Source organism: Shewanella sp. 1CM18E (genome assembly GCF_023161665.1).
Taxonomy (GTDB): Bacteria; Pseudomonadota; Gammaproteobacteria; order Enterobacterales; family Shewanellaceae; genus Shewanella.
This window is the reverse complement of the sequence record NZ_JALNTW010000011.1, coordinates 37,730-61,588: the sequence shown is the minus strand read 5'-3', so window position 1 is coordinate 61,588 and position 23,859 is coordinate 37,730. Positions and strand designations below refer to the sequence as shown.

The following is a 23,859-nucleotide window of genomic DNA, read 5'->3' as shown; positions in this document are numbered from 1 at the left end:
TCAACTAGCTAAATACTAGCCCATCAACTGATTAGAAAATTGCTTTGCTAAAAGCTGCCGTCTACATGGCGCATTGTTTTATTGCTCTGCGAGCTTATCGCCTTGGGCAGGCTCTTACCTTGCTTATGATTAAATAACCAATCCATGCCATGAACCGCTGTGGTAGCAAAGGCCGTAGCATGATGGGCTTCGTTTATCACTAGCAGTTTAGTGTGTAAGGTTTGTTGCGGCTGAGGCTTTGCGGCTTTATCGAGTAAGGCTTTAAAGCGTTTAGCATCTGCTACCATATCAAACTCTGAATCGCCGCCCTTTCTATTGTGCTCCAGTGCACCAATGCCAACAAAAATATTCGCATTTAGCTTAGTCAGAGCATCACTATTGCTCTCTAACTGAGAGAGTAAGGTTTGCTGTTGCCACCAAAATGATGGACTGCCTAGCAAGTAATTGCGAAATAACTCAGGTTGTTTTAATAGAATATAGCCACCTAAAAGCCCGCCAAGAGAGTTACCCACATAAGTGCGTTGTTCGCTATCCGTCCGGTAGTTTTGCTCAACATAAGGAATGACTCTGTGTTTTAAAAACCTAATGTACCGGTCTGCGCCGCCAGTAACCTTGTTCCAACTATTATCGACCGTCGGTGTGTAATCTCGTACGCGGCTGGTGTCACCTTGCATACCTAGCTCCCACGAGATCCCCACAATAATTGCAGGTGCCATCTGTTTGGCATTCATTGGAAAGCGAGTTACACCAGACATAATTTGAAAGGTATACATAGCGTCAGTAAGGTAAATAACTGGGTAGTCAATGTCGCGATTTTTTGATGATTTATAACCTTTAGGTAGCTTGATATAAAGCTTATATGTGCGCTCTTTGTCTTGAATTTTAACCGTATGGCTACGAGGAATATTAAACGGACTATTGTGCATGACCGTAGCATCGATATTTTGCTGGTTTGCCATGCTTGTCGCAGGAAAAAAGCAGGCCAATAACAGGCTGCAAAACATTATTTTAATGAGTGTGGTGCTGCAGTTTTGATGTGACATTCTTGGCTCGACTTATCCATAAGTAGTGCAGATATATTAACCTACTCTAAGTATTCATTCCCATACATTCATTGATGAAAAAATCAGTTCTTTTAATCAGTTGTATGAGGTTTTATTGGTTCACTAAGTACATATGAATTGTTTGTATATTAGCCGCAACACTTGTTTTGTTATCAAGGCGTCACAATATCTGTAGTTACATTAGTTTAACAAGTCTCAAGGATCAGAGAATGCGCCGCAGTGTTAAATATCGATTACTGTTTCTACTTAGTGCCATAGTGGTTTATTGCGCAGGCTTTCAGTGGTTACCTGAATCAATGGAAGGAGCCAATGCATTAGCGCTAACCATTGCGGCAGCAGCGAGTTATTTTGTCATGCTGCCAGCTATGTATGCTTACTGCATCATTTATGTAGGCCAGCAGCACTGGTGGAAGATGCTCCTAGTGTTTAGTTTGAGCAGCTTGATGGCTCGCTTTAGCTTTCCGGCTGAACTCGCCAGTTATTTTGAGTTTATTGCTTGGTTGCGTTATCCGATTATCGCAGTACTCTTGATAATCGAGTTAGTGTTGGTGGTCAGTATTGTAAAAGCGCTATGGCAGGCTCGCAGTTTGAAGGGCGATCCGCGTTTGCACATTGTTGATAAGTATCAGGATGAAAAGAAGCGAACGTTGGCTTTGGTTCTGGCATCCGAACCTGCTAGTTGGTATTACGCTATTCCTTGGTTTTCACGCCACCACTGCTGTAATTTAGCCAATCTTAATCTGTATTCAGCCAAAGTGTGGCACTGGTTATTACTGCTTACGGCAACAGTGATGTTGTCCGCATTAAGCTATGTTCTTATAGCTACTTGGAGTGAGCTGCTGGCACTTATCGTGTCGAGCATCCTTGCTTATAGCTTGGTGTTTGTGACAGCGAATTACCGTGTTTCACGTCACTTCTCTGTTTACAGTCAAGACAATAAGCTAGTGCTTAATAACTCTATGTGGGGTTTTGTGGCGGTAAAATTCGATGATATAGAGTCAGTACAACATGGTGACTGGACTAATACGAGAATTCACACCAACACTAAGGTTCAACTCAGTAATAAGGCTGAAAGCGCTATTAAAAAACACACGAAATCTGCTGGTAAGCCTGAATCGGAATTCCTCCAATTTGGTAGAGGAAAAGCAGCCAATATATTACTGACATTTAAACAACCACAAACCTACTTTGGTGGGTTAGGGCAATTACCAGAACAGATTGAACAGGTTTACCTAGTGGTCGATAAACCGATAGAACTAATACAGTCCTTACAACCCTTGCTGAGTGAGTCAGGGCAGTTAGATAGTGAGTTAACTTTAGATACGGAGGTTAGCTCGGAGCAACAAGCCTTAAATAAGGTGAGCTAGTGGCAAGTAGAACCGCATGCCTAATTGATAAATAAGCAGAGCGTTGGCTCTGCTTATTTTTGTGTAAAACGATGATATTAAACTAGATGCAAAGCTTAAGCTTTTACCAATTTCTCTAAATCAGCTGGGCGGTAGTAAACCGATTTTAGTACCTTGCCTTGGCGAACCACTTTACCCGCCATATCAACGTCTTTTGCGCATTTGGCAATAATGAACTCGCCCTTAGTGCTACCCACAATTTCAACGCCTTGTTTAGCGTAGAACTCGATAGTCTCGTTAAGCTCTTGCTCGTTACGGCATACCTTGCTCATATTGCTTGAGTGCACTTCATCCCAACAAGTAATAAAGTCAATTTCGCGGTTTTTTGCTACATGTAATAGCAAGTCGATAACGTAGCTAATTTCAATTCTGTCAGTGACTTGAGTTGCACCTAAATGTACTAGACGACCCATTAATACATAGACTGAGTCAACAATGGCATCAGCTTGCTCAACACGGCTATCAGCTTCTGCAAGTTCAGTTAGCTCTTCAATTGCCAGTGAAGTGTGCAGCGTATCGGCTTTATCATCCAAGCTGCTGATATCTTCAATCGGCAGATCGAACGTTGCACGGAACTGTCGAATGTCGCGATATAAGTGATCGTATAGTGGTTGATCCAAAGCGGATAATTTCATGACAAGTATGCCTTTGCTGCTAAATAGAGTTAATTGCCCGCCATACTAAAGAAACAGTCCGTGAAATAAAAGCCTCAGGTTTATTTGGTAGCGACAAATTATCCCGCCAACTAAGTATTAGGCTGAATTAGCTTAGCTATGCCGCTTAAGTTTGCTAATCACTGCTTTAGAGCGTCTGCTGACCGCTTTACAAACCAAGATGGGCGTCGATTTCGCCGTCAAGTTGTTCAATAAGCTGCTGACTCCGATGATGGCTAACTTCAAGCTCAACCCAACCATCGCTGCCCATTATTTCAAGCTGGAATACCCGAATGTGGTGTTGAGTTGCTTGGCTGTCAGAATTCACTACTCCTTTGAGTTTGAAAATGCCCAGCCGGGTGTTTAAGCGACTAATAGTAAAGTGATGCATTTTACTCTCTAAAAATGTGATTATTTGATTAGGAGTAACATAAGGGCTCTCTGTGCGAAAGCACTCTTAAGTAAAAGCACTCCCAAGCAATAGCAATTAGCTAAGTTAGAGCTTTGCCGATTAGCCTGCAATTGGATAGGTTTTGTTGCTTTTTTGTTCCAAAAACACTTGGCTATGAATTTTTATCACTGGTAATTGCTGGTTGATTAAATGTGTATTAATTGAATATTAAGTTGTTATTGGTTGCTAGTGGTGAATGTCTAATCACTTATGTCTGTGTGTCGTTAAAACGGGCAGCTTGCGCAGTCATGGCTTGGCTAGATCTTGTTGTTAACTTTATGTAAGGATGTTGTTCCAGCTTGGCACGAATAGGCAGTTTAATAGCGCTGTTAATTTGCAAAGACTAAGTGATAAGAACAATAAAAGGATCCCCATGAGCGACAATAAAGACCCGCAACTGCCAGATTCAGTAAACATAGATCCCATAGAGGATAGCCACCATACGCCCGCTACATTGTTTGATGCACTCATACCTATTATCGCCCTGGTGATGATGCTTACCGCAGCTGTTTATCTATTCTCTTCTGATAGCTCTTTTGGTGCTAACCAAATCGCACTGATCATGGCGGGCTGCATTGCGCTATTAATCGGTTGGAAAAATGGTTACAGCTGGGCTGAGATGGAGCAGGGCATAGTTCGCAGTATTGGTGTCGCGACAGGGGCGATATTGATTCTGCTATCAGTTGGCTCACTTATCGGCACTTGGGTGTTAGCGGGCACTGTGCCGACCATGATTTATTACGGTATGTTGATCCTTAATCCCGAGTATTTCTACGCTGCCTGTTGCCTATTATGTGCAGTAGTTGCCATCAGTATTGGTAGCTCTTGGACTGTGGCTGGTACCTTAGGTATTGCCTTGGTTGGCGTCGCCTCAGCAATGGGGTTAAGCATTGAAATCACTGCCGGTGCGATTATTAGTGGTGCTTACTTTGGCGATAAAATGTCGCCTATGTCAGATACCACCAACTTAGCGCCAGCGGTCGCCGGTACTGATATTTTTAGCCACATTCGCCATATGGTGTGGACCACAACACCGAGTATTATTATCGCCATGATAGGCTTTATAATTCTTGGTTTTAACAGCGAAACTACCATTGATAACAATAGCTTTGAAGCCACATTATCGCTGATAGATGTTCAGTTTAATCCAGGCGTTCACTTATTATTACCACTGCTGGTGGTATTGATTTTGGCCTATAAAAAGTTACCCGCTTTTCCAACTGTGATTATCGGCACGATTGCTGGCGCAGTGTGCGCGGCATTGTTCCAATTCGATAATGTGGTGGCCTTTGCTGATGATGAAAGCCTAATGCCGTTAGTGGCATTAGTTAAAGGCATTTGGGTCGCTATGTTTAATGGTTATACCGCCGCTACGGGCGATGAAGTATTGGATAACTTATTAAGTCGCGGCGGTATGAGCAGTATGATTAACACTGTGTGGCTTATTCTCTGCGCAATGGCATTTGGCGGGATCATGGAGGTTACAGGTCTACTTAAACGTATTTTGAAGAGCATTCTTGGTCTCGTTAAATCAAGCGGCAGTTTGATTATGACAACCCTTGCTAGTTGTATTGGCGCCAATTTAATTACCGCTGACCAGTTTATTGCCATTGTACTACCGGGGCGTATGCTAAAAGTTGAGTATGCTAAGCGCGGCCTTGCACCAGTTAACTTAAGTCGCGCGTTAGAAGATTCTGCCACTATTACTAGCCCACTTATTCCGTGGAATACTTGTGGCGCCTATATGGCGAGTACCTTAGGTGTGGCAACGGTAGCGTATCTGCCTTACGCGTTTTTCAATTTGGTCTGCCCGTTGATCAGTGCTGCTTATGCAAAGTATGACTTTAAAATTGAGCGTATAGCTGAGCAAGAGCAGGCATTCGCATAAATTATTGGTATAAGGCAAAAAAAAGCCTTGTCGGTCAGGGAAGACAAGGCTGGTTGGCGTAGTGATTAATATTGTTTTCAATATAACTATCAAACAGGCATTAACGAAGCCAAAGATCACCATGGAGAGGTGAAAATCATAACCCACCGAAATGGGCGTTTAGCGAGGAAAACAGGATTAAAATCATTTCAGGACCTAGAACCTAGGACCTAGAACCTAGAACCTAGAACCTAGGACCTAGGACCTAGAACCTAGGATTAACGCTGAGCATACTTAGCGGTAAGCTTCTCAAGGTATGGTTGCACCTCTTTGTCGCCCCAGTCTAAATAACCGCGTAAAAAGCCGACAAGGTTGCCTGAACCATCAAATACATAAGTGGCAGGCACTACATCAGCAGGCATAATTTGGTCGATAGTTTTCTTCGGGTCTAACCAAGTTTGGTAGTGACCTAAATCATGGCGCTCTAAAAACGCTTGTACCTTGTCGCTCTCTTCATCAATAGAAATCGGTACTACCACTAAATTTTTATCTTTGTTTACCTGACGGATATTCTCCATCTGTGGGATCTCTTTAATACAAGGTGCACACCAAGTCGCCCATAGGTTAACCAGCACTAACTTACCCTTGTATTGTTTCAGGCTGATCTGTTCGCCTTTGGTGTCAGTAAACATTACTTCAGGTACTGAACGAGCCGATTGCATTTCAATAAAGCGCGACATAATCAATGGTTTTTCAATTGCTTTACCAGTGTTGTACACCTTGGTTGAAGCGACCTGAGCATGGGCTGGTATAAGTAAAGATGAGAGAACCAATAAGCCGCTCAGTAGATATGTTTTATTCATAGGTATTAGCCTTAGTGTTTACAGGTTTACGTTGTTCGCGGATAAATACGGCTGCAAAGCCGACAATGCCGATTAAAAGTAGAATTGGCCCAAACCAAAGGATTGCGGTGGCACCAGAAAAGCTCGGTTGATAACGGATTTTTTCACCATAACGCTGCACTAAAAAGTCGATGATTTCAGCTTTTGATTCACCTTGCTCCAGCATTAAAAAGATTTGCCCTTTAAGCTCGCTGGCAATAGGGGCGCCTGAGTCAAAAAGATTCTGATTGACCGACATAGGGCAGCGCAGTTCGTGGGCGATTTCAAAACCCAAGTCACGAATTTGATCTGGGGTGTAATGGATTTTATCGCTTGCTGCTTGTGCAGCCCCTTGCAGTGAAAGGCTAATGCATAGCAACACGGCAAACCCGGCTAATAAACGCATTAGCGTTGAGGTGTAAGCTTGACTCATGCTGGCTCCTTAACCGCAAATTGCGCTGTAGTGAGCGGCTTAGTTGCAGCGACTTGTTGGCGGCGTAAGTTATACAGCCCAGACATCGCCGCAATGAAGCCACCTAACATCATCATTAAGCCGCCAATCCAAATCCAACACGCTAATGGTTTATGACTAATACGTACTAAATATTCTGTGTCACTTAACTGCTGACCACTTGATACATAAAGGTCGCGCACTAAGTTACGTATAATGCCTGCTTGGGTTGTCTCCATGGCATTGGTCTTAAAGGTTTGGCGCTGCGGCGTGATGTAACCAACAAAGTTATCGTCACTGTCAGTTACTCGAATATTGGCTTGAATCGCAGTGTAGCTTTTAGCGTCTACATCCACAGTGTCTTCATAGACAAAGGTGTAACCGGCTACTACTTTGCCTTGCCCCGGTCCCATTCTTAATAGTTCTTGGGTTTCAAAGTTAGACACCGCTGTTGCGCCAATAATGCTGATAGCTACGCCAAAATGGGCGATTAACATGGCGGTTTTTTTAGCGATAAAACCAGCGCCTTGAGAGCGTAAGCTAAACACCAAGTAGCTTAAGCTTAAAAATATCCAGCTAGCGGATGTTGCGCCAATCCATACCCAAGGGTCAAAGCCGTCTCGGGTTTGCAGCGCGACTAGTACGCCAATTACCGCTGACGCAGCAAACAACACTGCGAGTGGGTATAAGCGATTTGATGATTCATGTTGCCATTTAACTAGCGGCGCAGCGCCCATCAGCAATACAGCGACAAAAGTCAGTGGTACAAAGATACTGTTAAAGTAAGGCGCACCAACTGAGAGAGTGCCTAAATCTAATAGCTCAAACAATAGTGGGTAGAAGGTGCCTAATAGTACAGATATTGCTGCAACCACTAACACGATATTACCCAGTAGCATGACAGTATCGCGCGACACGAGTGAGAACTCTGATTTAGATTTAATCAAGCCCGCTTTTAGGGCGAACAAGGTGAGTGCGCCGCACACAAATACCCCAAGCAAGAATAAAATCGACATGCCGCGAGTAGGATCTGAGGCAAAAGCATGTACCGATTGCACAATGCCAGAGCGGACTAAAAAGGTGCCCAATAAACTTAACGAGAAAGCTAATAAACACAGTAATAAGGTGGTGACCTTAAAGCTGCTGCGCTGCTGACTCAGTACAACGCTGTGCAACAAGGCTGTTGCCACTAACCAAGGGATAAACGACGCGTTTTCAACCGGGTCCCAGAACCACCAACCGCCCCAGCCAAGTTCGTTATAAGCCCACCAAGAGCCAAAAGCATTACCGCCAGTTAAAAATACCCATGCCATTAATATCCAAGGACGTAAGTAGCTCGCGTGCTGCTGGGTAAACTTGCCACCGATTAATGCGGCAATAGCGGCAGCAAAAGTCACTGTTAAGCCCACATAACCTAAAAACAGCATAGGTGGGTGGAAGATAAGCCCTATGTCTTGCAAGATGGGGTTAAGGTCGCGGCCTTCAATCGGAAAGTTAGGTAACAGGCGTGCAAACGGGTTAGAAGTAAACAGCATAAACAAGTTAAAGCCGGCAATCACAAAGGCCAAAATGGCGATCATGCGGCCGATATAAAGCTGATCTTCATAGCGCGATGAGAACACAATCATGCAGCCCCAAATCGCAATCGACACCACCCAAAACAGCATCGAGCCCTCATGACTACCCCAAACAGCGGCCACTTTATATAAGGTCGCGAGTTGGGTATTGGAGTGGTTGGCTACGTAAGCAACTGAAAAGTCGTCAACAAGAAATGAAATAAGCAAACATAAAATAGAGGCGCTAATAGTAAATGTCATTAATGCAGTTAATGTTTTTACATAGCTAAATAAATAGTGATTCTTTGAGTAAGAAGCATAGAGTGGAATAAAAGAAAGTAACACAGCGGTAACTGTGCTTATTATAAGGAAAATAAGTCCGAGCTCTGGAATCATCTATTAACTCTCTATTTATTAACTTATCTACGTTTAAAATTTATTTTAAATTAGTTATTCACTTGCAAATGAATTGCCTATTATTTAAACCAGCATATTGTTTCTTTATATATAAGTTTTATGCTGTCTACTAAACGTTTTAATCTATGCTTTGCTTGAACATGAATTGCTTATCAAGCTGTTTCGCCTAAGGGTAGGTTATATTAGTAATCTATTTTGTGACCTCTCTAGCCTTTATCAAACCTAGTCTTCCTACTGATATTTTTTCACGTCTAAATCGGTTGTTTTTAGGTTCTTTTAGATATCAAAAAACGCCATTACAAGTGAAAAACAAAACTGCTAATCCTTCTCAAGTTGTTGTTTTAATTTTGATTTCACTGATTTTTTACTATCTGTGTTTTTCTAGATCTCATTTCTTGCAGTGCTTCATATTTTTCGCAAAAAAGATGTGGAAAATAGCTGCAACTCAATTGTTCAGTGCATATGTGCAACAAGCGAGTGGCTTAAGAGAATGATGATAAAAATACTATAACTAGATATTTCTAGGAGTGATGATGAAAAGTTGGAAACTTAAAACAGTCGCGAGCGTACTGTTTTGTTTCGGCGCAATAGGTAACGCTAGTGCTGCTGGTGATAAGTACAATAGTATCCCAGAAATGGGTGCATCTGCTAAGAACGCAATTGCAAACTATCAAGGTACAGAACAAACTAAAGGTGTTAAGTCACTACACGATTATATTGTTCAAGAAGATGAGTTATTTGATTTCTTATTTCAAAACCATCCAATGTTCAAATACCAAGAAGAAGGTAACCTAATTGGTGATTACCATATTAGTGACCGTGGTGAAGAATATTTAGATACCGGCGGAAGCCAGGCATACAGTAAGCGTGTTGGTCGTCCAAGTGCTGTTCAGTACCGTTTAGGTGCTAAATCAACACTGGATTTCCCAAACAACTTCGTAGGTCCAGAGAAGTGTGCTGAATGTCACGCGACTCAATATGAGAAATGGCAACGTTCGCGTCACGCTAACGTAGTTCGTTTCCCAAGTGAAATTACAGATAAAGAAGTACCAAACGGCGACTTGAACGCGCCACTATACGGTAGTGAAGCATCAATGCTACCTGATGGTGTTCGTGCAAACGACGTATACGCAATCATCGGTACTCCACGTACTAAGTATGGTTTCTTAGATTCATGGCTAGTTCGTGGTACTTACCACATTCGTGACGGTCTACTATCAGAAGGCACCGGTAAAATGGTTGCTGGTGGTAACCAGTTCTCACGTGGTTGGGCTGAATGGTTAACGCCAGAAATGGCTAAGAAAATCAACAAAGCTATCCCTGAGTTCCCAGTAACACTAGAAGAGTTTGGTGATACAGGTTCACACAAGTGGGGTATGACTTCATACGGTGCTAAGTACGAAAAAGAGATGCTATTCCAACCAGGTAGCTCTTACTGTGAAATGTGCCACACCTACAAGTTCGACTTCCAAAACCAGCAAGAGTTCTTTGATGCACTTGGCGACGCTGAGAAGCTACAGAAGCACACTATCTCTAAAGGTATTGCTTGTGAAGAATGTCACGGCGCGGGCGGTCACTTAGATGGCGGTACTGGCGGCATGCAGTCTAACTGTGAACGTTGTCACCAGCGTTTCTTCTTCGTGGACTCACTAGCTGATACTGAGCAAGCTCAAGAGAAAATGGAATACGCATTCGGCGTATACATGAAGTCTGCTTGTCCATCTTGTGGTACTGAAGGTTCACAAATGTATGCTTCTGCTCACTACGAGAAAGGTATGCGTTGTACAACTTGTCACGATCCGCATGAAGTAACAGATGGCGATTTCCTATCTGGTTTCTCTACGCCAAAGCTGAAGAAAGACTGTGTTGACTGTCACGAAGCGCAAGCGCACATCGCTGACAACACTGACACTCACAGCAACCAAACTTGTCAAAGCTGTCACATGCCAAACATGGGTAGCTGTGAGAACTTCGCTGCGATTCAGTTCCCAGACAACGCAGGTTTTGACGCGGTTCGTCGTACTCACATGTGGAAGATTGATATCCACCCAGAGCGTAAGACACTTAACCCACCTGAAGGCAAGCCACGTGATTCAAGCGTGAAAGGCTGGACTGTTGCTAAGAACGAAGAAGATCACAACTACCTAGACCTTATGTGGACTTGTGCTCGTACCGCGATTTCTGACAAAGACGTAGTGGATAACAAGGGTTGTCACAGCCCATTCCAGTCTGAGCTAGAAACTGGCCTACATTACGACGACCAGATGGAAATCTACGGTGAAGTAATGAAGATGCAAAAGCCTGTTAAAGAGGTGTTTGCACAAGTTGAACAAGCTCTTGAGCGCATCGATATGCTACTTGAAGTGACTAAGCTGTCTACTGCAGACAAGACTGAAGTCCTAATGCTAGCTGAGAAAGCACAAGAAACGATTGAGCTAATCAAAGAAGACGGCTCATGGGGTGTTCATGGCTTCCGTTACAGCCAGAAGCGTCTAGACGCTGCACTAACTTATGTTACCCAAGCTCAAAATATTCTTGATGGTGTTGGTTACAGCGCTGCAAAAATGTAATTGAGTTGATATCGACCTCAACTTAGGTACGCCTAAGTTGAGGTAACTAAGAGAGAAATTATGAATAGAGTACTGGGAAGTGTCGTTTTCACCGTCTTGTTGTCAATGCTATCAACCAGCAGTCATGCCGGTGGTGGTCAAGAGATGGGCCCGGCTACATATTATGCTGAAACGTTAAAAACGATCACCATGATGGAAGCACAAACCTTAGTGGGCAAAGAGGGAGTTTACTTCTTTGATGTCAACACCTTGGAACTATGGGCTGAAGGATTCATTCCAGGCGCTGTTTATTTCAACGTAAAAAATTGGAAAGACTTGCTGCCAAAAAACAAAGACGCACTCATGGTTTTCTACTGTGCAAACCGTCTTTGTAATGCCAGTGAAATTGCTGCTCGACACGTGATGAAGTTGGGTTACACCAACGTTCTACAAATGCCTGATGGGATCTACGGATGGCGTTTAGCGAATCGAGTAACAGAAAAGCCATAACGGATTATGTAAATTTATTTTTAGTGAGATTGATAGTATGAAAAAGCTTAAAAAAAGTGTCTTGGCCGTTGTGTCTTGTCTAACCATGTCAGTGTCTATGTTTAGCTTCGCAAGTGGCGACTTAACTACTGATGTTGAAAAGGAATCGTACAGTATTGGTGCGTCATTTGGTCATCATATCTCTAGTCAGGTATATAACCAGTCTCAGCTAGGTGCTGAAGTAGACATGGGTCAAGTTGTTAACGGCTTACTAGACGCGTTAAAAGACGAAACCAAAATGTCTAAAGAAGACATCTTAACCTACCTTAATCAACGCGCTGAAACATTAAACGCTGCTAAGCAAGCTAAGTTAGATGCACTAACTGCAAAGAACATTGCAGCGGGTGAAGCTTTCATGGCTGAAAACGCTAAGAACAGCGATGTGAAGCAAACTGAATCAGGTCTGCAATATGAAGTGATCACCATGGGTGACGGCGAAATGCCAGAAGGCAATGACGTGGTAACCGTGCACTACAAAGGCACCCTGATTGATGGTACTGAGTTTGATAGCACTTATGACCGCGACGAACCTAACCGTTTCTCTTTAGTTACCGTTATTGAAGGCTGGCAAGAAGCACTTGCTCTTATGCCTCAAGGGTCAAAATTCAAGTTAACTATTCCACCTGCACTTGCTTATGGCGACCGTGTAGTTGGCATGATCCAACCTCACTCGACATTGGTATTCGAGGTTGAGCTTGTCAAAGTTGAGCAGCCTGGTGAAGGTTCTCACGGCATGGGCCTAAGTGGTATGGGCATGGGTGGAATGATGGGCGGCATGATGGGCGCCAATCCACACAATTAAATTTGATATTAATTATTGATATAGAGCCAAAATGAATACGCTACTTATTTGTATCTCACTTATCTTATTTTGTTCGCTGGCATTTCTTTTTTGTCATCATTACCGATACGACAATGAAGTTGCCAGTCTCGAAAAAGAAGTGGGGCACTTTTTTGGCTCTAATATAAGTATCGACAGCAATGATACTCAACAACACAATAATTATTATTTTGGATCAATTGGCTTATTTATTATCAGTGTTTCGGCATTACTTTATTTAACAATTGGCAGTTATGAAAAGTTGGACTCAGCGCAAGTTGATTACAACATTGATTACCTGTTAGTTGCCGATATCAATAAAGGCCTTAAGCTTGCTGAAGATAATCCCGGTGATCCAGTCGTGCTATTAGGGCTAGCCCAGTCGTATATCGATGGTGGCTTATACAATGATGCACTTGCAACGTTAGAGCTGTTATTGGCTATCGATGCTCAAAATACAGAAGCTTTAGGGCTTAAAGCAACGTCTATGTACTACCGCGATGACCGGGTAATGAACATGGACACTTCTTTAGTGATCGCGAGGGCGCTAACTCTACATCATGAAGAATTAAATACCCGTTTATTACTGGCTAACGATGCTTACCTAAATGGTGATTATCAAAAAGCGATTAATAACTGGGAGATTGTTTTAACCAATAAAAAGCAAATATTTAATCGAGACGCCATTAATTATGCAATTAACAAGTCCAAGGGCTTATTAATTAAAGCTAAATCTGCAGTGGATTATTAATCCTAATTTCAGCGCAATAAAAATATTAAATTAAAAAAATAACGTGTCGGTTTTAAACCGACAATCGGAGGATGCTGTGAGTGAAAATCTAGAGAGACGGAGGTTCCTTAAAGGTCTGGGAGCCAGCTCTTTGATATTGGCACCACTAGGGTGCAGCTCGGTCAAAGAAAAGGAAAATGCCTACACACCGCATTACGTAATGGTTTTCGACCAAAACAAATGTGTTGGTTGTGGTGAGTGTAAGGAAGCTTGTAACAAGGCTAACCACTTACCAGAAGGCAAGTCTCGACTGTTAATGGAACAGCAATCAGGTGCCGTTGAAGGTCAACCTTGTCCACACTGCGGCAAAACTACAGGCTGTGGTTGTGAACGTAAGTTTGTTCGTGTTTCTTGTCAGCAATGTAAAAACGCACCTTGTGTAACAGTATGTCCTACGGGCGCGGCTCATCGCGATCCTAAGACTGGTATTGTGACCATGGATGCGGCGAAATGTGCTGGTTGTAAGTACTGTATTGGTGCTTGTCCGTACGATGCACGTTTCATCAACAAAGAAACCGATGTAGCCGATAACTGTGACTTCTGCTTAAACAGCAAGCTTGCCATTGGCGAGTTACCTGCATGTGTGCAGCAGTGCCGTTACGATGCATTGATTTTCGGTGATGCTAACGATCCAACTTCTTATGTCAGCAAGTTATTAGCTGTTAAGGATTCGGTAAGAATTAAGCCTGGTTTCGGTACTGAACCTAGCTTGCGTTACATACCTATTGTTAAGCTGGGAGTGTAATCATGGACGGTAATATTGAATTTACAATGGGCCTTTCACAAGGCATCGCGTGGCCTTGGCCAATCGCGGTTTACCTGTTCTTTGCTGGTATTTCTGGTGGTGCATTAGCTGTTGCCCTGTTCATTCGTTTCTACAAAAAACAAACTGAAAACACACCTTTTTTAAAGGCGGCGTCTTTAGTGTCGTTGGTAACGATTGCACTGGGTATGATCTGTCTGGTTTTAGACTTAACTAATCCGCTGTTCTTCTGGCGTATTTTGGTGTTCTACAACCTAAACTCAGTGATGTCAGTGGGTGTTATTGCGCTATCTGCATACATTCCATTAGTTGCGCTAGTAACCTTGTTCGCAATGGAAGAAGAGATCAAAGCTTACAAGCCTTTGAACTTCTTACTACCCATTATCGACAAGTTACGTGGTCTACGTTCACCATCTGAAAAGCTAGTACTTGTACTTGCTATGTCAGTGTGTGCTTACACCGGCTTCTTGATCTCTGCGTTAATTCGTTTCCCAATTATCAATACTTCTGTATTACCTGCGCTATTCGTTGCGTCTGGTCTTTCAGCGGGTGCTGCATCAGCAAAAATGATTGCAGTATCAGTATTTAAAGAAGACCTACACAGCAAAGATATGCACACATTACACGGCCTAGAATGGCCAGTAATGGCTGCAGAAGCGCTGTTCCTATTCATGATTATCATGTCTTTGGCAACAGGTAATGCTGGTGCACAAGCAGCATTCGCTGGTTTCCATACTGGTGTGTGGGCTAACGTGTTCTGGATTGGTGTTGTTGGTATTGGTTTTGTTGGTCCATTGCTACTTAACTTTGCAACAGGTAAAGCCTTTAGCCACTCAGCTAAAGCCTTCTACATGTCAGGTATGTGTGCAGTGGTTGGCATGATGTGTCTGCGTTTGTTCATCATTTACGCAGGTCAATTGAATGCCATCTAGTCGATATTAGTCGTTTAAACTTACGCTTCCCCGAGCAAGTGATAACGACTGATAAGACTGAAATAAGTGGCGAACCTGCGGTGGAGTCTCGATAGGAAGAGAGGCGTCGCCAAAGGTTCAACACTAATGATGTTAATTAAGATCTCAATTGTCATGACTGGCGAGTCTTTGAAGGCTTTCCCTATGAGCATTCAGTGGCGCTGAGTAATTAATTAACTACGAGTAAGCTAGCCCTTAAAGATGCCGCCCTGCAAGGCTATTTAAGGGCTAGCAGAAAGTACTATAGAGACTGAATTACTATGAAAAAGTTAATCGCTTTACTGCTTCTTATCCCATTTTTAACTGCCTGCGGCGAAAGCAACGCTGAAAAAGCGCAAGTTACAGCGCAAGCGATCCATGAGCATGATCGCTGCCATCTTTGCGGCATGATGATCACCAAATATCCGGGTCCTAAAGGCCAAGTTCATCTTAAAGGCCAAACGGTCGTGCCTAAGTTCTGTTCTACGCGCGACATGTTTAACTTTGCGCTACAGCCAGAAAACAAGCGCCAAATTGACGCTTTATTTGTTCACGACGCAGGTGCAACTGATTGGGAAAAACCAACAGACGATGCATTTGTTGATGCTAAAACGGCTTGGTATGTATATGGCACCAGTAAAAAGGCGGTAATGGGGCCTGCAGTTGCTAGCTTTAAAACTCAAGAGGCAGCTAAGCAATTTGCCCAAGACTTTGGCGGTGCAGTGCTTACCTATGAGCAGATTGATATTAGTTTGTTAGCTGGCGAATAAGCCAACTACTCACTTAGTCACTAATCTCAGCCAATAACTCAATCACTAATAAAATTTGCGTTTGATGATGTGAGCTAAGGCTCACATCTTGAGTGTGTATATGAAAAGAGTCACCCACAGCCCAATGCTTCCCTTATTTAATTGCCCCGCAAAGTGTATCGCTGCATTAACCTTGCTGTTTAGTCCACTTAGTTTGGCGGCTAACTATTCAGTTACCAGTGCTGACGCATTAAAAGCGCAGCTATCACAGGTTGCTGCGGGTGACACGATTACCCTTAAACCGGGTGTGTACCTAGGTAATTTTGAGGTGCAACAGGCAATTCACTTAACCGGTGAAAATGGCGCTGTTATTGACGCTCAAGGTGTTGGTAGCGCATTAAGTATCCATAGTAGCGACACCAAAATTAGTAATCTGCAGATCCAAAACTGGGGCGCTGACCTATACGAGCTTAACGCCGGTATCTTAGTGAAAGACAACGCCAATAGCGTGCGTATAGAGGGTTGCCGCTTAAAAGGCGATGGCTTTGGGATCTACTCTGAAAACTCACGCAAAATTACTGTGGCAAATAACGTCATTTCAGGTAATCCAGAGCTATACAAGCTTGATCGCGGTGACGGCGTTTATCTCAAAGGCGTTGATGAACCTGTGGTCTTTGAAAACAAAATTTCAGATGTGAGAGACGGGGTTTATCTTGAAACCAGCACTAATAGCTTAGTGTTTAATAATCGTTTCCACTCACAGCAGTACGGCATTCATTACATGTACACCAAGTACGATGAAGCCTACGGCAACGAAGTGGATAACGTTGATGGCGGTTATGCCATTATGAGTTCTCACTTTGTAAACCTACACCAAAATCAAGCCTCTAACGCCCTCGATTTTGGCGTTTTGCTCAATATCAGCAATAACTCCATTGTTAGCAATAATCGCATCTCATTAGCGCACAATCCCCAAGGTAAGTCTGAATTAGGTAATGAGGGCAAAGGGATTTTCATCTATGGCGCGCGAGATAACGAAATTACCCATAACCTATTTGCGACCAGTGACATTGGCATTTATATGGCCATGGGCGGCGAGGGCAACAAGGTTTATGGCAACCAGTTTGTAAATAATCAAATTCAAGTCAAATACGTTGGCGACTCGCTTTTAGAGTGGAGCCATGAAGGCAAAGGTAACTACTGGAGTGGCTATATGGGCTGGGACGCTAACCATGACGGTATAGCTGACGCGCCATATCGCCCTAACGACAGTCTCGACAAGTTATTTTGGCTTTACCCTGAAGCCGAATTTTTAATGAACAGCCCTGTAGTTGCAGTACTTCGCTGGGTGCAGAGCCAGTTTGCGTTTGGTCCATCGACAGGCATTGTCGATAGCTTTCCTTTGCTTAACCTTGAAAGAGCCTTGTAAAAATGGGGACTTACATCGAGTTAACAGCCCCTTTAGAGTCGGATGATAAAGAGAACGTAATGGTGACACCCTCAGTAAAGCTAACCGATGTTAGCCTTAAATATAACGATTTTACTGCACTTAACCATGTCAGTTTTGAGGTTAATGCGGGGCAAACTATGGCGCTGCTAGGCCATAACGGTGCCGGTAAATCTAGTCTGATTAAAGTTATTCTAGGTTTGATTACACCAACAGCGGGCAAGGCTGAAGTGATGGGGCAGTGCGCCCACACTAATCATCAAAAACGCAGTATTAATTTGGGCTATTTGCCAGAGGATGTGAGCTTTTACGACAAGCTAAGTGGACGAGAAGTGCTGTGTTACTTCGCCGCGTTAAAGGGCGTAGGTCTAGCACGTATCGAATCACTGATTGAAGAGTTTGGTCTAGGGTACGCTCAGCATCGGCAGTTAAAAACCTACTCAAAAGGCATGAAGCAACGCCTTGGTGTGGCGCAAGCTATTTTGTCAGAGCCAAAAATTCTACTGCTCGACGAGCCCACCGTTGGCCTCGATCCACAAGCCTCACAGTTTCTCTACGGCAAAATCAACGAGCTAAAAAATGCAGGTTGTGCAGTGGTGATTTCAACCCATGAGTTGTCGCTAGTTGAGTCCCACCTAGATACCGCACTGATTATGGCGCGGGGCAAGCGCAGAGCTCTAGGCACTTGCGCCGAGCTAAGCCGAGCTAGCGCACTGAAATCTAGCATCCAATTTGATGAGTTAACCGAGCAAGTCAAAAGTAACGCTTACCTACAGCAGTTCTATCATCAAGGCATATTGCAATTTGACTCAGAGGATAAAGCAGAGATCGTCAAGCACTTGGTATCTCAGTGCCAAGTATTCGATTTTGAGATTAAAGAGCCAAGGCTCGAAGATATATATCATGAATTAATGGGGCAATCTTTGTGCTCCCCAGTGGAGCAGGCTTAACATGTTCATCACTCGACTCACTTCGCCAATTCTAATTATCGCCTACAAAGAGATCTGCGACAGTTCGCGTAATCGCTGGCTGACCTTTATGGGCAGCATGTTCCTGTTATTGTCGTTAAGCGTTAGCTTTGCGGGCAGTGCGGTTACAGGTAGCTTGTACCTACCAGAGCTTGATAGCTTGATGAGCAGCCTATCGACTATCTCAGTATTTATCATCCCATTAGCGGCCATTTTACTGTGTTACGACAGTTTTGTAGGTGAAGATGAATCCGGTACCTTGCTGTTATTACTGTCTTACCCGCTGACACGGATGCAAATTCTGTTTGGTAAGCTGTTAGGCCATGTCACAGTAATGCTAGTGGCTACTGGCGCAGCGTTTGGTCTTACTGCAGTGTTGTTGCTAATGCTTGGCGAGCACTACCAAAAGGGCGAGTTAATTAGTGCCTTCGTACAGTTTTTAATTAGCAGTAATTTGCTAGCACTCACGTTTATTTTAATCAGTTACATAGTGAGCCTAAAAAGCACAGAAAAGGCCAAAGCCATAGGCGGCTTACTGCTAATTTGGTTCCTGTTTGTGCTGATTTACGACCTATTACTGCTAACCATATTAGTGTCTGACTTTTCATTTGCGAACCAGTATGTGATTAACGCGCTTATCGCCATGAGCCCAACGGATCTGTATCGCGCCATCAACTTAGTTGCAATAGATGGCAATCAAGCTAGTGGTAGTTTAGCTATGTTAGCCAATTCAGATTGGGGACTACCTGGCATGTATGGCTTACTCTTGCTTTGGATTGGCTCATTAACAGCTATATCTCATCGCATTTTTAAATATAAGCCATTGTAACGACGTTATTTTAGTCATAAGAGCATAAAGCGATTAGAGAAAGCTCATTTAGGTAACGCAGCTAATATTATTCAGTTCTTAAATTGTGAACATTAGCTGCAAATACCCATCTTAACTACCTAATTTGAGTTAATTATCACATTCTACTTAAGCACTTAACGGTAGAATTTATCCGCTTGTACGCTTGCCCCCAAACGACCTTATCCGTGTTTTACCTGCCTTTTGAGGTTGCTTAGGGATACAACAATTACGCAAAAGAATTAAAAGAGGTTAATTGTGTTGAAAATCACTCCTTATTTGGAGTTAGATACTGAGGCTAACCAGCTCGTTGATCACGTTAGTGGCAAAAAAGTCAGTTTAACGTTCTCAGAATCCGCAGTACTGCACCGACTTTTGTTGTCGTCAAAGCCAGTGTGTTCCAAAGAGGAATTACTCAGCGCAGGCTGGCCCGATCGTGTTGTTGCCGTAACCTCCTTAACTCAATGTATTAGTACCTTGCGTAAAAAGCTCGATCCTTATCGAGAAGTGCAGCTAAAAACCATCGCTCGCCGTGGTTATCAATTACATATCTCAACCCAATCCCATGTAAAAATGCTTGCGGTAAATGACGCCGAGTCGATGAAAGCCGCCATATTTGATGTTTCACTATTAGTGAAAATATCAGGCATAGTCGTGTTACTGGCATTAGCCTTATGGGCTTGGTATTGCAGCGATTATCATAAAATAAAGCAGAACCTCTCTCGCTGGAGCGCCGACACTCAAGTTGAGTTACAAATCGGTGGTTTGAAGGGCAATGCCCAGCTGCTTTATAAAGACGAAGCCCAGCATTTGCATCCGTTTATGTGGGAAAAGCATCTAGAGCCAGACAATAACTTTATGACCTGTCATAAAGGTTTTAATGCATTTGCCGCTACCGACGGTGAAAACTACTCGATGGCGATTTGCCCGGGGACCGACCAAGAGCAATGTGCAGGTAAGGGCTTAATTAACATCACTTCAGTAGACTCAGAGCCGGCGAATCTAAACATGCCAGAGTTTATGGAGTTATCGACAGCCATGGAGCAGCGCATTCGTTATAACCGCGTGATGCTGCCAGAAAGTACTGACACCAGTGGCGCACTCCTTGAACATAACTACCAAGCTGACGTGTATTTTCCAGTTAAAGACGAGCTGTTAATTCGCGCCGATATCAATATGTCGCTGATTTATGATTCAGACGATACCGGCGAGTTTCACTCATCGACCTGTATTACCGATGAGGACTGTTTAACCACGCCGATTAAGTACAAGGTGCGCGGTAAGTTCAAGCAATACTCAGGTATGGTTGATGGTTTAAAGGCTGATATCTTCCAAGTGCGAGTACAGCAAAAAGACCTGATTAAACCGGATAAATTGAATGACTCAGCGGTACGTTTTTATCGCGATTTACGTAAACGCGATATTAAGGATGAAGAGTTGTATTTTATTCGAGTACATCAAGATCATAAAACCGCGGTGTGGACTATCCCACTGTTTGGCCAAGTTACGGCTTGGTACCATTATGAGAGATTCGATATCTAACTTGATATCGAGGTTAAGTTTGGTGATGAGTTCTGAGTGTATGGTTTAGCTCTGAGTATCACTTTAGAAGCCCACGGTTATGTGGGCTTTTTTGTGCGTTTTGTTTGATTGTGGTGCTCCACACTAAGGGCATCAGGCTGGGCCTGACTTCTCAGTTAGACTGCGTCTAACAATCAACGTCGTGGCGCTTCGCCCACACCCGAGTCAAGGGGGAAAGCGCTTGTCCCCCTTAACAAACCCTCAGCGCCCCAAGCGAAGTTGTTGATCCTCATACTCCAATGAAAATCGCCTAACGGCTCAGATGGGACATCCATGTCCCCCCGAGCCTGAACCATCATCCATGATGGTTCCACGGCATTTTTATTTCCGTATTTCGGCAACTTCGATGGGGAAATGGTGTTTTCTGTGAGTTCTGCATTACATCAAGGTCATCACCAAATTAGTGGCTATAAAAGAACATTGTGCTGTATGGATAATGTGTTTGTTTTTATTTTTTTTGCGCTTTAAAACGATGAGTTGTAGTTTGCTGGGGAACATTATCAAGACGCATCGACAATATTTTAAAATGTAGCATCGATAACAATGTTATCGCAGCTGCTGTTTAATAAGCCGTTAACCACTATTGATTGAGCTATATCATCTTTCATTTATAAGTATAGGTATATCATCGTTGGCGAAAATATTTGTATAGGTTACGTAATTGATGAGTACTGAAGTTGTTCTGTTATTGGAGCGTTTGGTTGAAGTTAATGAGAGAGTTTTAGAATCGTTGGACGATATAAAACATGAGTTGTCAGAAATCAAAACTGAGTTGAATTGGACTGACAAATATTCTTTTGCCCGCATGATTAAAAATGAACTTAACTGGACTGAAGAGCATTCTTTTGCTCGCATGATTAAAGATGAGTTTGATTGGACAAATCCACTTTCCCATAGCGGAATGCTATCGGAACGTCTAGAAGCTATAGAGTCTAAGTTGTCGGATATAGACATAAATACGACCCCTTAAATTCCCGCATATAACGAATAAGGATAGGCCGCGCGCAGCCGCGTCCTTATCCCGAGTGTTGAACAAGCCCGGGTTTGTAGGAAGTGATACCTTTATATAGTAAATAGCGGCGTGAGAGATCACGCTGGTTTAGGTCAGGGAACTTAATTTACACTTTTGCTAGCCATAGAAATCCCTTAGCACCGACAGCCAATAAGTAAGTCTATATTTTCAAAGTTTAATCACCTCCTGCGTTTCACTTCTAGAGATCTAAAATTTCAAAATTCTGCTATCTTACCGCTTAAACAGTGGCGTTAGATTGCTAAGTGCTCCGGCTATGAAAAGTTGGGTCAGAGTAAGATAATTATTCTGAGCTAATTCAACACGCAAAACTCACAGAAAACATCATTTCCCCATCGGAGTTGCCGAGGTCATTGAAGATAAATCGCGTGAGCGAGGCATGGATGCCGAGATAGCCTTAGGTGAGCCATGGACGGCGAATATGAGGCGATAGTGATTTTCGAAAATGACTGAGGATCAACAACTTCGTCGGGGCGGCAGGGGGGATCCAAGAGGGGATTGCTGTTGATCCCCTCTTGGCCGAGTGTGAGCTGGAAGCTCATGACTTTGGTCAGGCGCAGCCTGATGCATTACTAATGTAGCGCGAAGCACTACGACTTTCCTCGGCCGATAGGCCGCATTTTGAGGCGTTGCCTCAGCATATATTTGAGTAAAAACATGATCGATCACGTTACTATTGCCGTTAGTGATTTAGAGAAAAGCCGACAATTTTATGAGCAAGCTTTTAAGCCATTAGGCTTTAAATTGGCATTTGGTGAAAAAGAAAAGTTTTGGGCTTTTGACCTTGGTAAGGGCTTTTTATTTGAGATCTGTAGTGCCAAGAATACCGCTGCAATAACCAGTTTCCATGTGGCTTTTCGTGTTGAAAACCACCAAAAAGTGCATGAGTTTTATGACGCCGCTATTCTCGCTGGCGCGTCTGATAACGGTGCTCCTGGGCCTCGTCCTCACTATACCGAAAACTATTATGCCTGTTTTGTTCATGATCCTGATGGGCATAACATTGAGGCGGTTTTTGATACATGGAAATCTTGATTTAGCTTGCTAGAAAAGTGGCGTCGAAGTCTGATTATAATCTTGCTCAGGCGCTGCCAACTGCATTACCAATCGCTGCAATCGCAATGACTTGCCTTTACCGATATAACTCGAACTCTGGCTGATAATTAAATGATTAATGAAGAATATTACGTTTGGACTGAAGACTGTCAGTTTGGCTTGCTTGATGCCGTGAATGAGTTGACTGAAACCGTGCAAAATAAAAGAGAGTTGCTGTCGGTTGATGAGACTTTAGCGTACAGGATAACAACTCAAGGCGACTGTAAGTCGTTAGCCGATGTTTACTACTCGCCCAAATTTTTATTGAGTGAAAAATTGTACGCTCTGCTGCACCCGCTTGATTTGCCGTATGTGCAATTTATTCCTGCCAATATTGAACAGCTATCAGCAAAATTTTACCTATTAAAAGTCATCAATTTTATCTCGTTGATTGATGAGAAAAAATCAAAAGTGACCATCAGAAGAGGTAATATCAAAAATGTTGATCGGTTTTTATTATCAAGCGAGCTGGCCAATATCAATCTTACTGATAGGTTGATATTTAAGGTTGGTCATAGTCCTGTGACTGTAGTGCACAAATCCATAGTCGACTCTTTAAACGCAGATAACCTGCAAGGCGTACACTTTGTTCCTGTGACAGCTTGGAGCGCTTGGGCTGGTGCAAGATAAGCTGCATCTTTGAGCGTAGCTTAATGATTTTAGCTGTTAAGTTAATCCATTCTTATTCATTCAGCGTATAGCAAGCCACTGTACAAAATTGGCTGCGATCGGCAAGTGCTGCAATATCTAAGCTGTCGATTAAATGCGACAATGAATGGAGATAAGCTGTGTTTTCAATATTTAAACGAGACCCCGCCAAGAAACTTAAAAAGCAGTATTTTGCCAAGCTTGAGCAAGCGATGCTTGCGCAGAGGAAAGGCGATATAAGAACCTATTCTTTGCTCACAGCTGAAGCTGGTGAAATCGATAAACAAATAACCAACCTTAATCATTCTGCAAATTAGTTAAGTTGCA

At 43.1% G+C, this 23,859-nt stretch carries 23 protein-coding genes; 17 read left to right on the top strand and 6 right to left on the bottom strand.

The features are described from left to right. Window positions 1–47 precede the first annotated feature (47 nt). On the bottom strand, window positions 48–959 hold the full coding sequence (locus MSG37_RS14615; protein WP_248471389.1) for an alpha/beta hydrolase-fold protein: 912 nt from the start codon (window positions 957–959) through the stop codon (window positions 48–50). 314 nt (window positions 960–1,273) lie between these two features. Between MSG37_RS14615 and MSG37_RS14610 the strand changes: the two genes are divergently transcribed. Next, window positions 1,274–2,431, top strand: coding sequence for a hypothetical protein (locus MSG37_RS14610; RefSeq protein ID WP_248471388.1), 1,158 nt, complete (start codon window positions 1,274–1,276; stop codon window positions 2,429–2,431). 95 nt (window positions 2,432–2,526) lie between these two features. On the opposite strand, the gene MSG37_RS14605 is transcribed toward MSG37_RS14610, so the two are convergent. Together MSG37_RS14605 and MSG37_RS14600 are read right to left on the bottom strand one after the other, a co-directional pair. Continuing rightward, complete coding sequence (locus MSG37_RS14605; RefSeq protein WP_248471387.1) at window positions 2,527–3,105, bottom strand: nucleoside triphosphate pyrophosphohydrolase family protein; 579 nt, start codon at window positions 3,103–3,105, stop codon at window positions 2,527–2,529. Window positions 3,106–3,292: 187 nt separating this feature from the next. Beyond that, complete coding sequence (locus MSG37_RS14600) at window positions 3,293–3,451, bottom strand: hypothetical protein (RefSeq protein WP_248471386.1); 159 nt, start codon at window positions 3,449–3,451, stop codon at window positions 3,293–3,295. Window positions 3,452–3,947: 496 nt separating this feature from the next. On the opposite strand from MSG37_RS14600, the gene nhaC reads away from it, so the two are divergent. Next, window positions 3,948–5,462, top strand: coding sequence for a Na+/H+ antiporter NhaC (gene nhaC / locus MSG37_RS14595; RefSeq protein WP_248471385.1), 1,515 nt, complete (start codon window positions 3,948–3,950; stop codon window positions 5,460–5,462). 257 nt (window positions 5,463–5,719) lie between these two features. On the opposite strand, the gene MSG37_RS14590 is transcribed toward nhaC, so the two are convergent. The 3 genes from MSG37_RS14590 to MSG37_RS14580 are packed head-to-tail and all read right to left on the bottom strand — an operon-like array spanning window position 5,720 to window position 8,725. Continuing rightward, window positions 5,720–6,304, bottom strand: a complete 585-nt coding sequence (locus MSG37_RS14590) for a TlpA disulfide reductase family protein (RefSeq protein ID WP_248471384.1) — start codon at window positions 6,302–6,304, stop codon at window positions 5,720–5,722. Then, entirely contained in the window at window positions 6,297–6,755 is a 459-nt protein-coding gene (locus MSG37_RS14585; protein WP_248471383.1) for a cytochrome c-type biogenesis protein, read from the bottom strand. Before MSG37_RS14585 ends, MSG37_RS14590 begins: the two co-directional genes overlap by 8 nt. Next, window positions 6,752–8,725 carry a heme lyase CcmF/NrfE family subunit gene (locus MSG37_RS14580; RefSeq protein WP_248471382.1) on the bottom strand — a complete coding sequence of 658 codons (1,974 nt, stop codon included), beginning with the start codon at window positions 8,723–8,725 and terminating at the stop codon, window positions 6,752–6,754. Before MSG37_RS14580 ends, MSG37_RS14585 begins: the two co-directional genes overlap by 4 nt. Before the next feature lie 554 nt (window positions 8,726–9,279). Between MSG37_RS14580 and MSG37_RS14575 the strand changes: the two genes are divergently transcribed. The 15 genes from MSG37_RS14575 to MSG37_RS14505 all read left to right on the top strand — a co-directional run bounded on the left by MSG37_RS14575 (window position 9,280) and on the right by MSG37_RS14505 (window position 23,849). After that, window positions 9,280–11,316: a multiheme c-type cytochrome gene (locus MSG37_RS14575; RefSeq protein WP_248471381.1), complete on the top strand. Its 2,037-nt coding sequence runs from the start codon at window positions 9,280–9,282 to the stop codon at window positions 11,314–11,316. 60 nt (window positions 11,317–11,376) lie between these two features. After that, on the top strand, window positions 11,377–11,805 hold the full coding sequence (locus tag MSG37_RS14570) for a rhodanese-like domain-containing protein (protein WP_248471380.1): 429 nt from the start codon (window positions 11,377–11,379) through the stop codon (window positions 11,803–11,805). A 37-nt stretch (window positions 11,806–11,842) separates the two neighbouring features. After that, the gene (locus tag MSG37_RS14565; protein ID WP_248471379.1) at window positions 11,843–12,646 is read left to right on the top strand and encodes an FKBP-type peptidyl-prolyl cis-trans isomerase; all 804 of its coding nucleotides are present in this window, start codon (window positions 11,843–11,845) and stop codon (window positions 12,644–12,646) included. A gap of 31 nt (window positions 12,647–12,677) precedes the next feature. After that, window positions 12,678–13,415, top strand: a complete 738-nt coding sequence (locus MSG37_RS14560) for a tetratricopeptide repeat protein (protein ID WP_248471378.1) — start codon at window positions 12,678–12,680, stop codon at window positions 13,413–13,415. Between the two features lie 76 nt (window positions 13,416–13,491). Continuing rightward, window positions 13,492–14,199, top strand: coding sequence for a 4Fe-4S dicluster domain-containing protein (locus MSG37_RS14555; RefSeq protein ID WP_248471377.1), 708 nt, complete (start codon window positions 13,492–13,494; stop codon window positions 14,197–14,199). Between the two features lie 2 nt (window positions 14,200–14,201). After that, entirely contained in the window at window positions 14,202–15,149 is a 948-nt protein-coding gene (gene nrfD / locus MSG37_RS14550; protein WP_248471376.1) for an NrfD/PsrC family molybdoenzyme membrane anchor subunit, read from the top strand. A gap of 299 nt (window positions 15,150–15,448) precedes the next feature. Continuing rightward, entirely contained in the window at window positions 15,449–15,937 is a 489-nt protein-coding gene (locus tag MSG37_RS14545) for a nitrous oxide reductase accessory protein NosL (RefSeq protein ID WP_248471375.1), read from the top strand. Window positions 15,938–16,037: 100 nt separating this feature from the next. Beyond that, entirely contained in the window at window positions 16,038–17,345 is a 1,308-nt protein-coding gene (gene nosD / locus MSG37_RS14540; protein ID WP_248471374.1) for a nitrous oxide reductase family maturation protein NosD, read from the top strand. Between the two features lie 59 nt (window positions 17,346–17,404). Further along, window positions 17,405–18,313 (top strand): ABC transporter ATP-binding protein, encoded by a 909-nt coding sequence (locus MSG37_RS14535; protein ID WP_248471450.1) that lies wholly within the window; start codon window positions 17,405–17,407, stop codon window positions 18,311–18,313. A 1-nt stretch (window position 18,314) separates the two neighbouring features. After that, window positions 18,315–19,160, top strand: a complete 846-nt coding sequence (locus MSG37_RS14530) for an ABC transporter permease subunit (RefSeq protein ID WP_248471373.1) — start codon at window positions 18,315–18,317, stop codon at window positions 19,158–19,160. Between the two features lie 276 nt (window positions 19,161–19,436). Further along, window positions 19,437–20,720, top strand: coding sequence for a winged helix-turn-helix domain-containing protein (locus MSG37_RS14525; protein ID WP_248471372.1), 1,284 nt, complete (start codon window positions 19,437–19,439; stop codon window positions 20,718–20,720). 703 nt (window positions 20,721–21,423) lie between these two features. After that, complete coding sequence (locus tag MSG37_RS14520; protein ID WP_248471371.1) at window positions 21,424–21,729, top strand: hypothetical protein; 306 nt, start codon at window positions 21,424–21,426, stop codon at window positions 21,727–21,729. 717 nt (window positions 21,730–22,446) lie between these two features. Further along, window positions 22,447–22,824 carry a VOC family protein gene (locus MSG37_RS14515; RefSeq protein WP_248471370.1) on the top strand — a complete coding sequence of 126 codons (378 nt, stop codon included), beginning with the start codon at window positions 22,447–22,449 and terminating at the stop codon, window positions 22,822–22,824. A gap of 132 nt (window positions 22,825–22,956) precedes the next feature. Next, window positions 22,957–23,514 carry a DUF1629 domain-containing protein gene (locus MSG37_RS14510; RefSeq protein WP_248471369.1) on the top strand — a complete coding sequence of 186 codons (558 nt, stop codon included), beginning with the start codon at window positions 22,957–22,959 and terminating at the stop codon, window positions 23,512–23,514. A gap of 158 nt (window positions 23,515–23,672) precedes the next feature. After that, window positions 23,673–23,849, top strand: a complete 177-nt coding sequence (locus MSG37_RS14505) for a DUF6435 family protein (protein ID WP_248471368.1) — start codon at window positions 23,673–23,675, stop codon at window positions 23,847–23,849. Window positions 23,850–23,859: the final 10 nt, after the last annotated feature.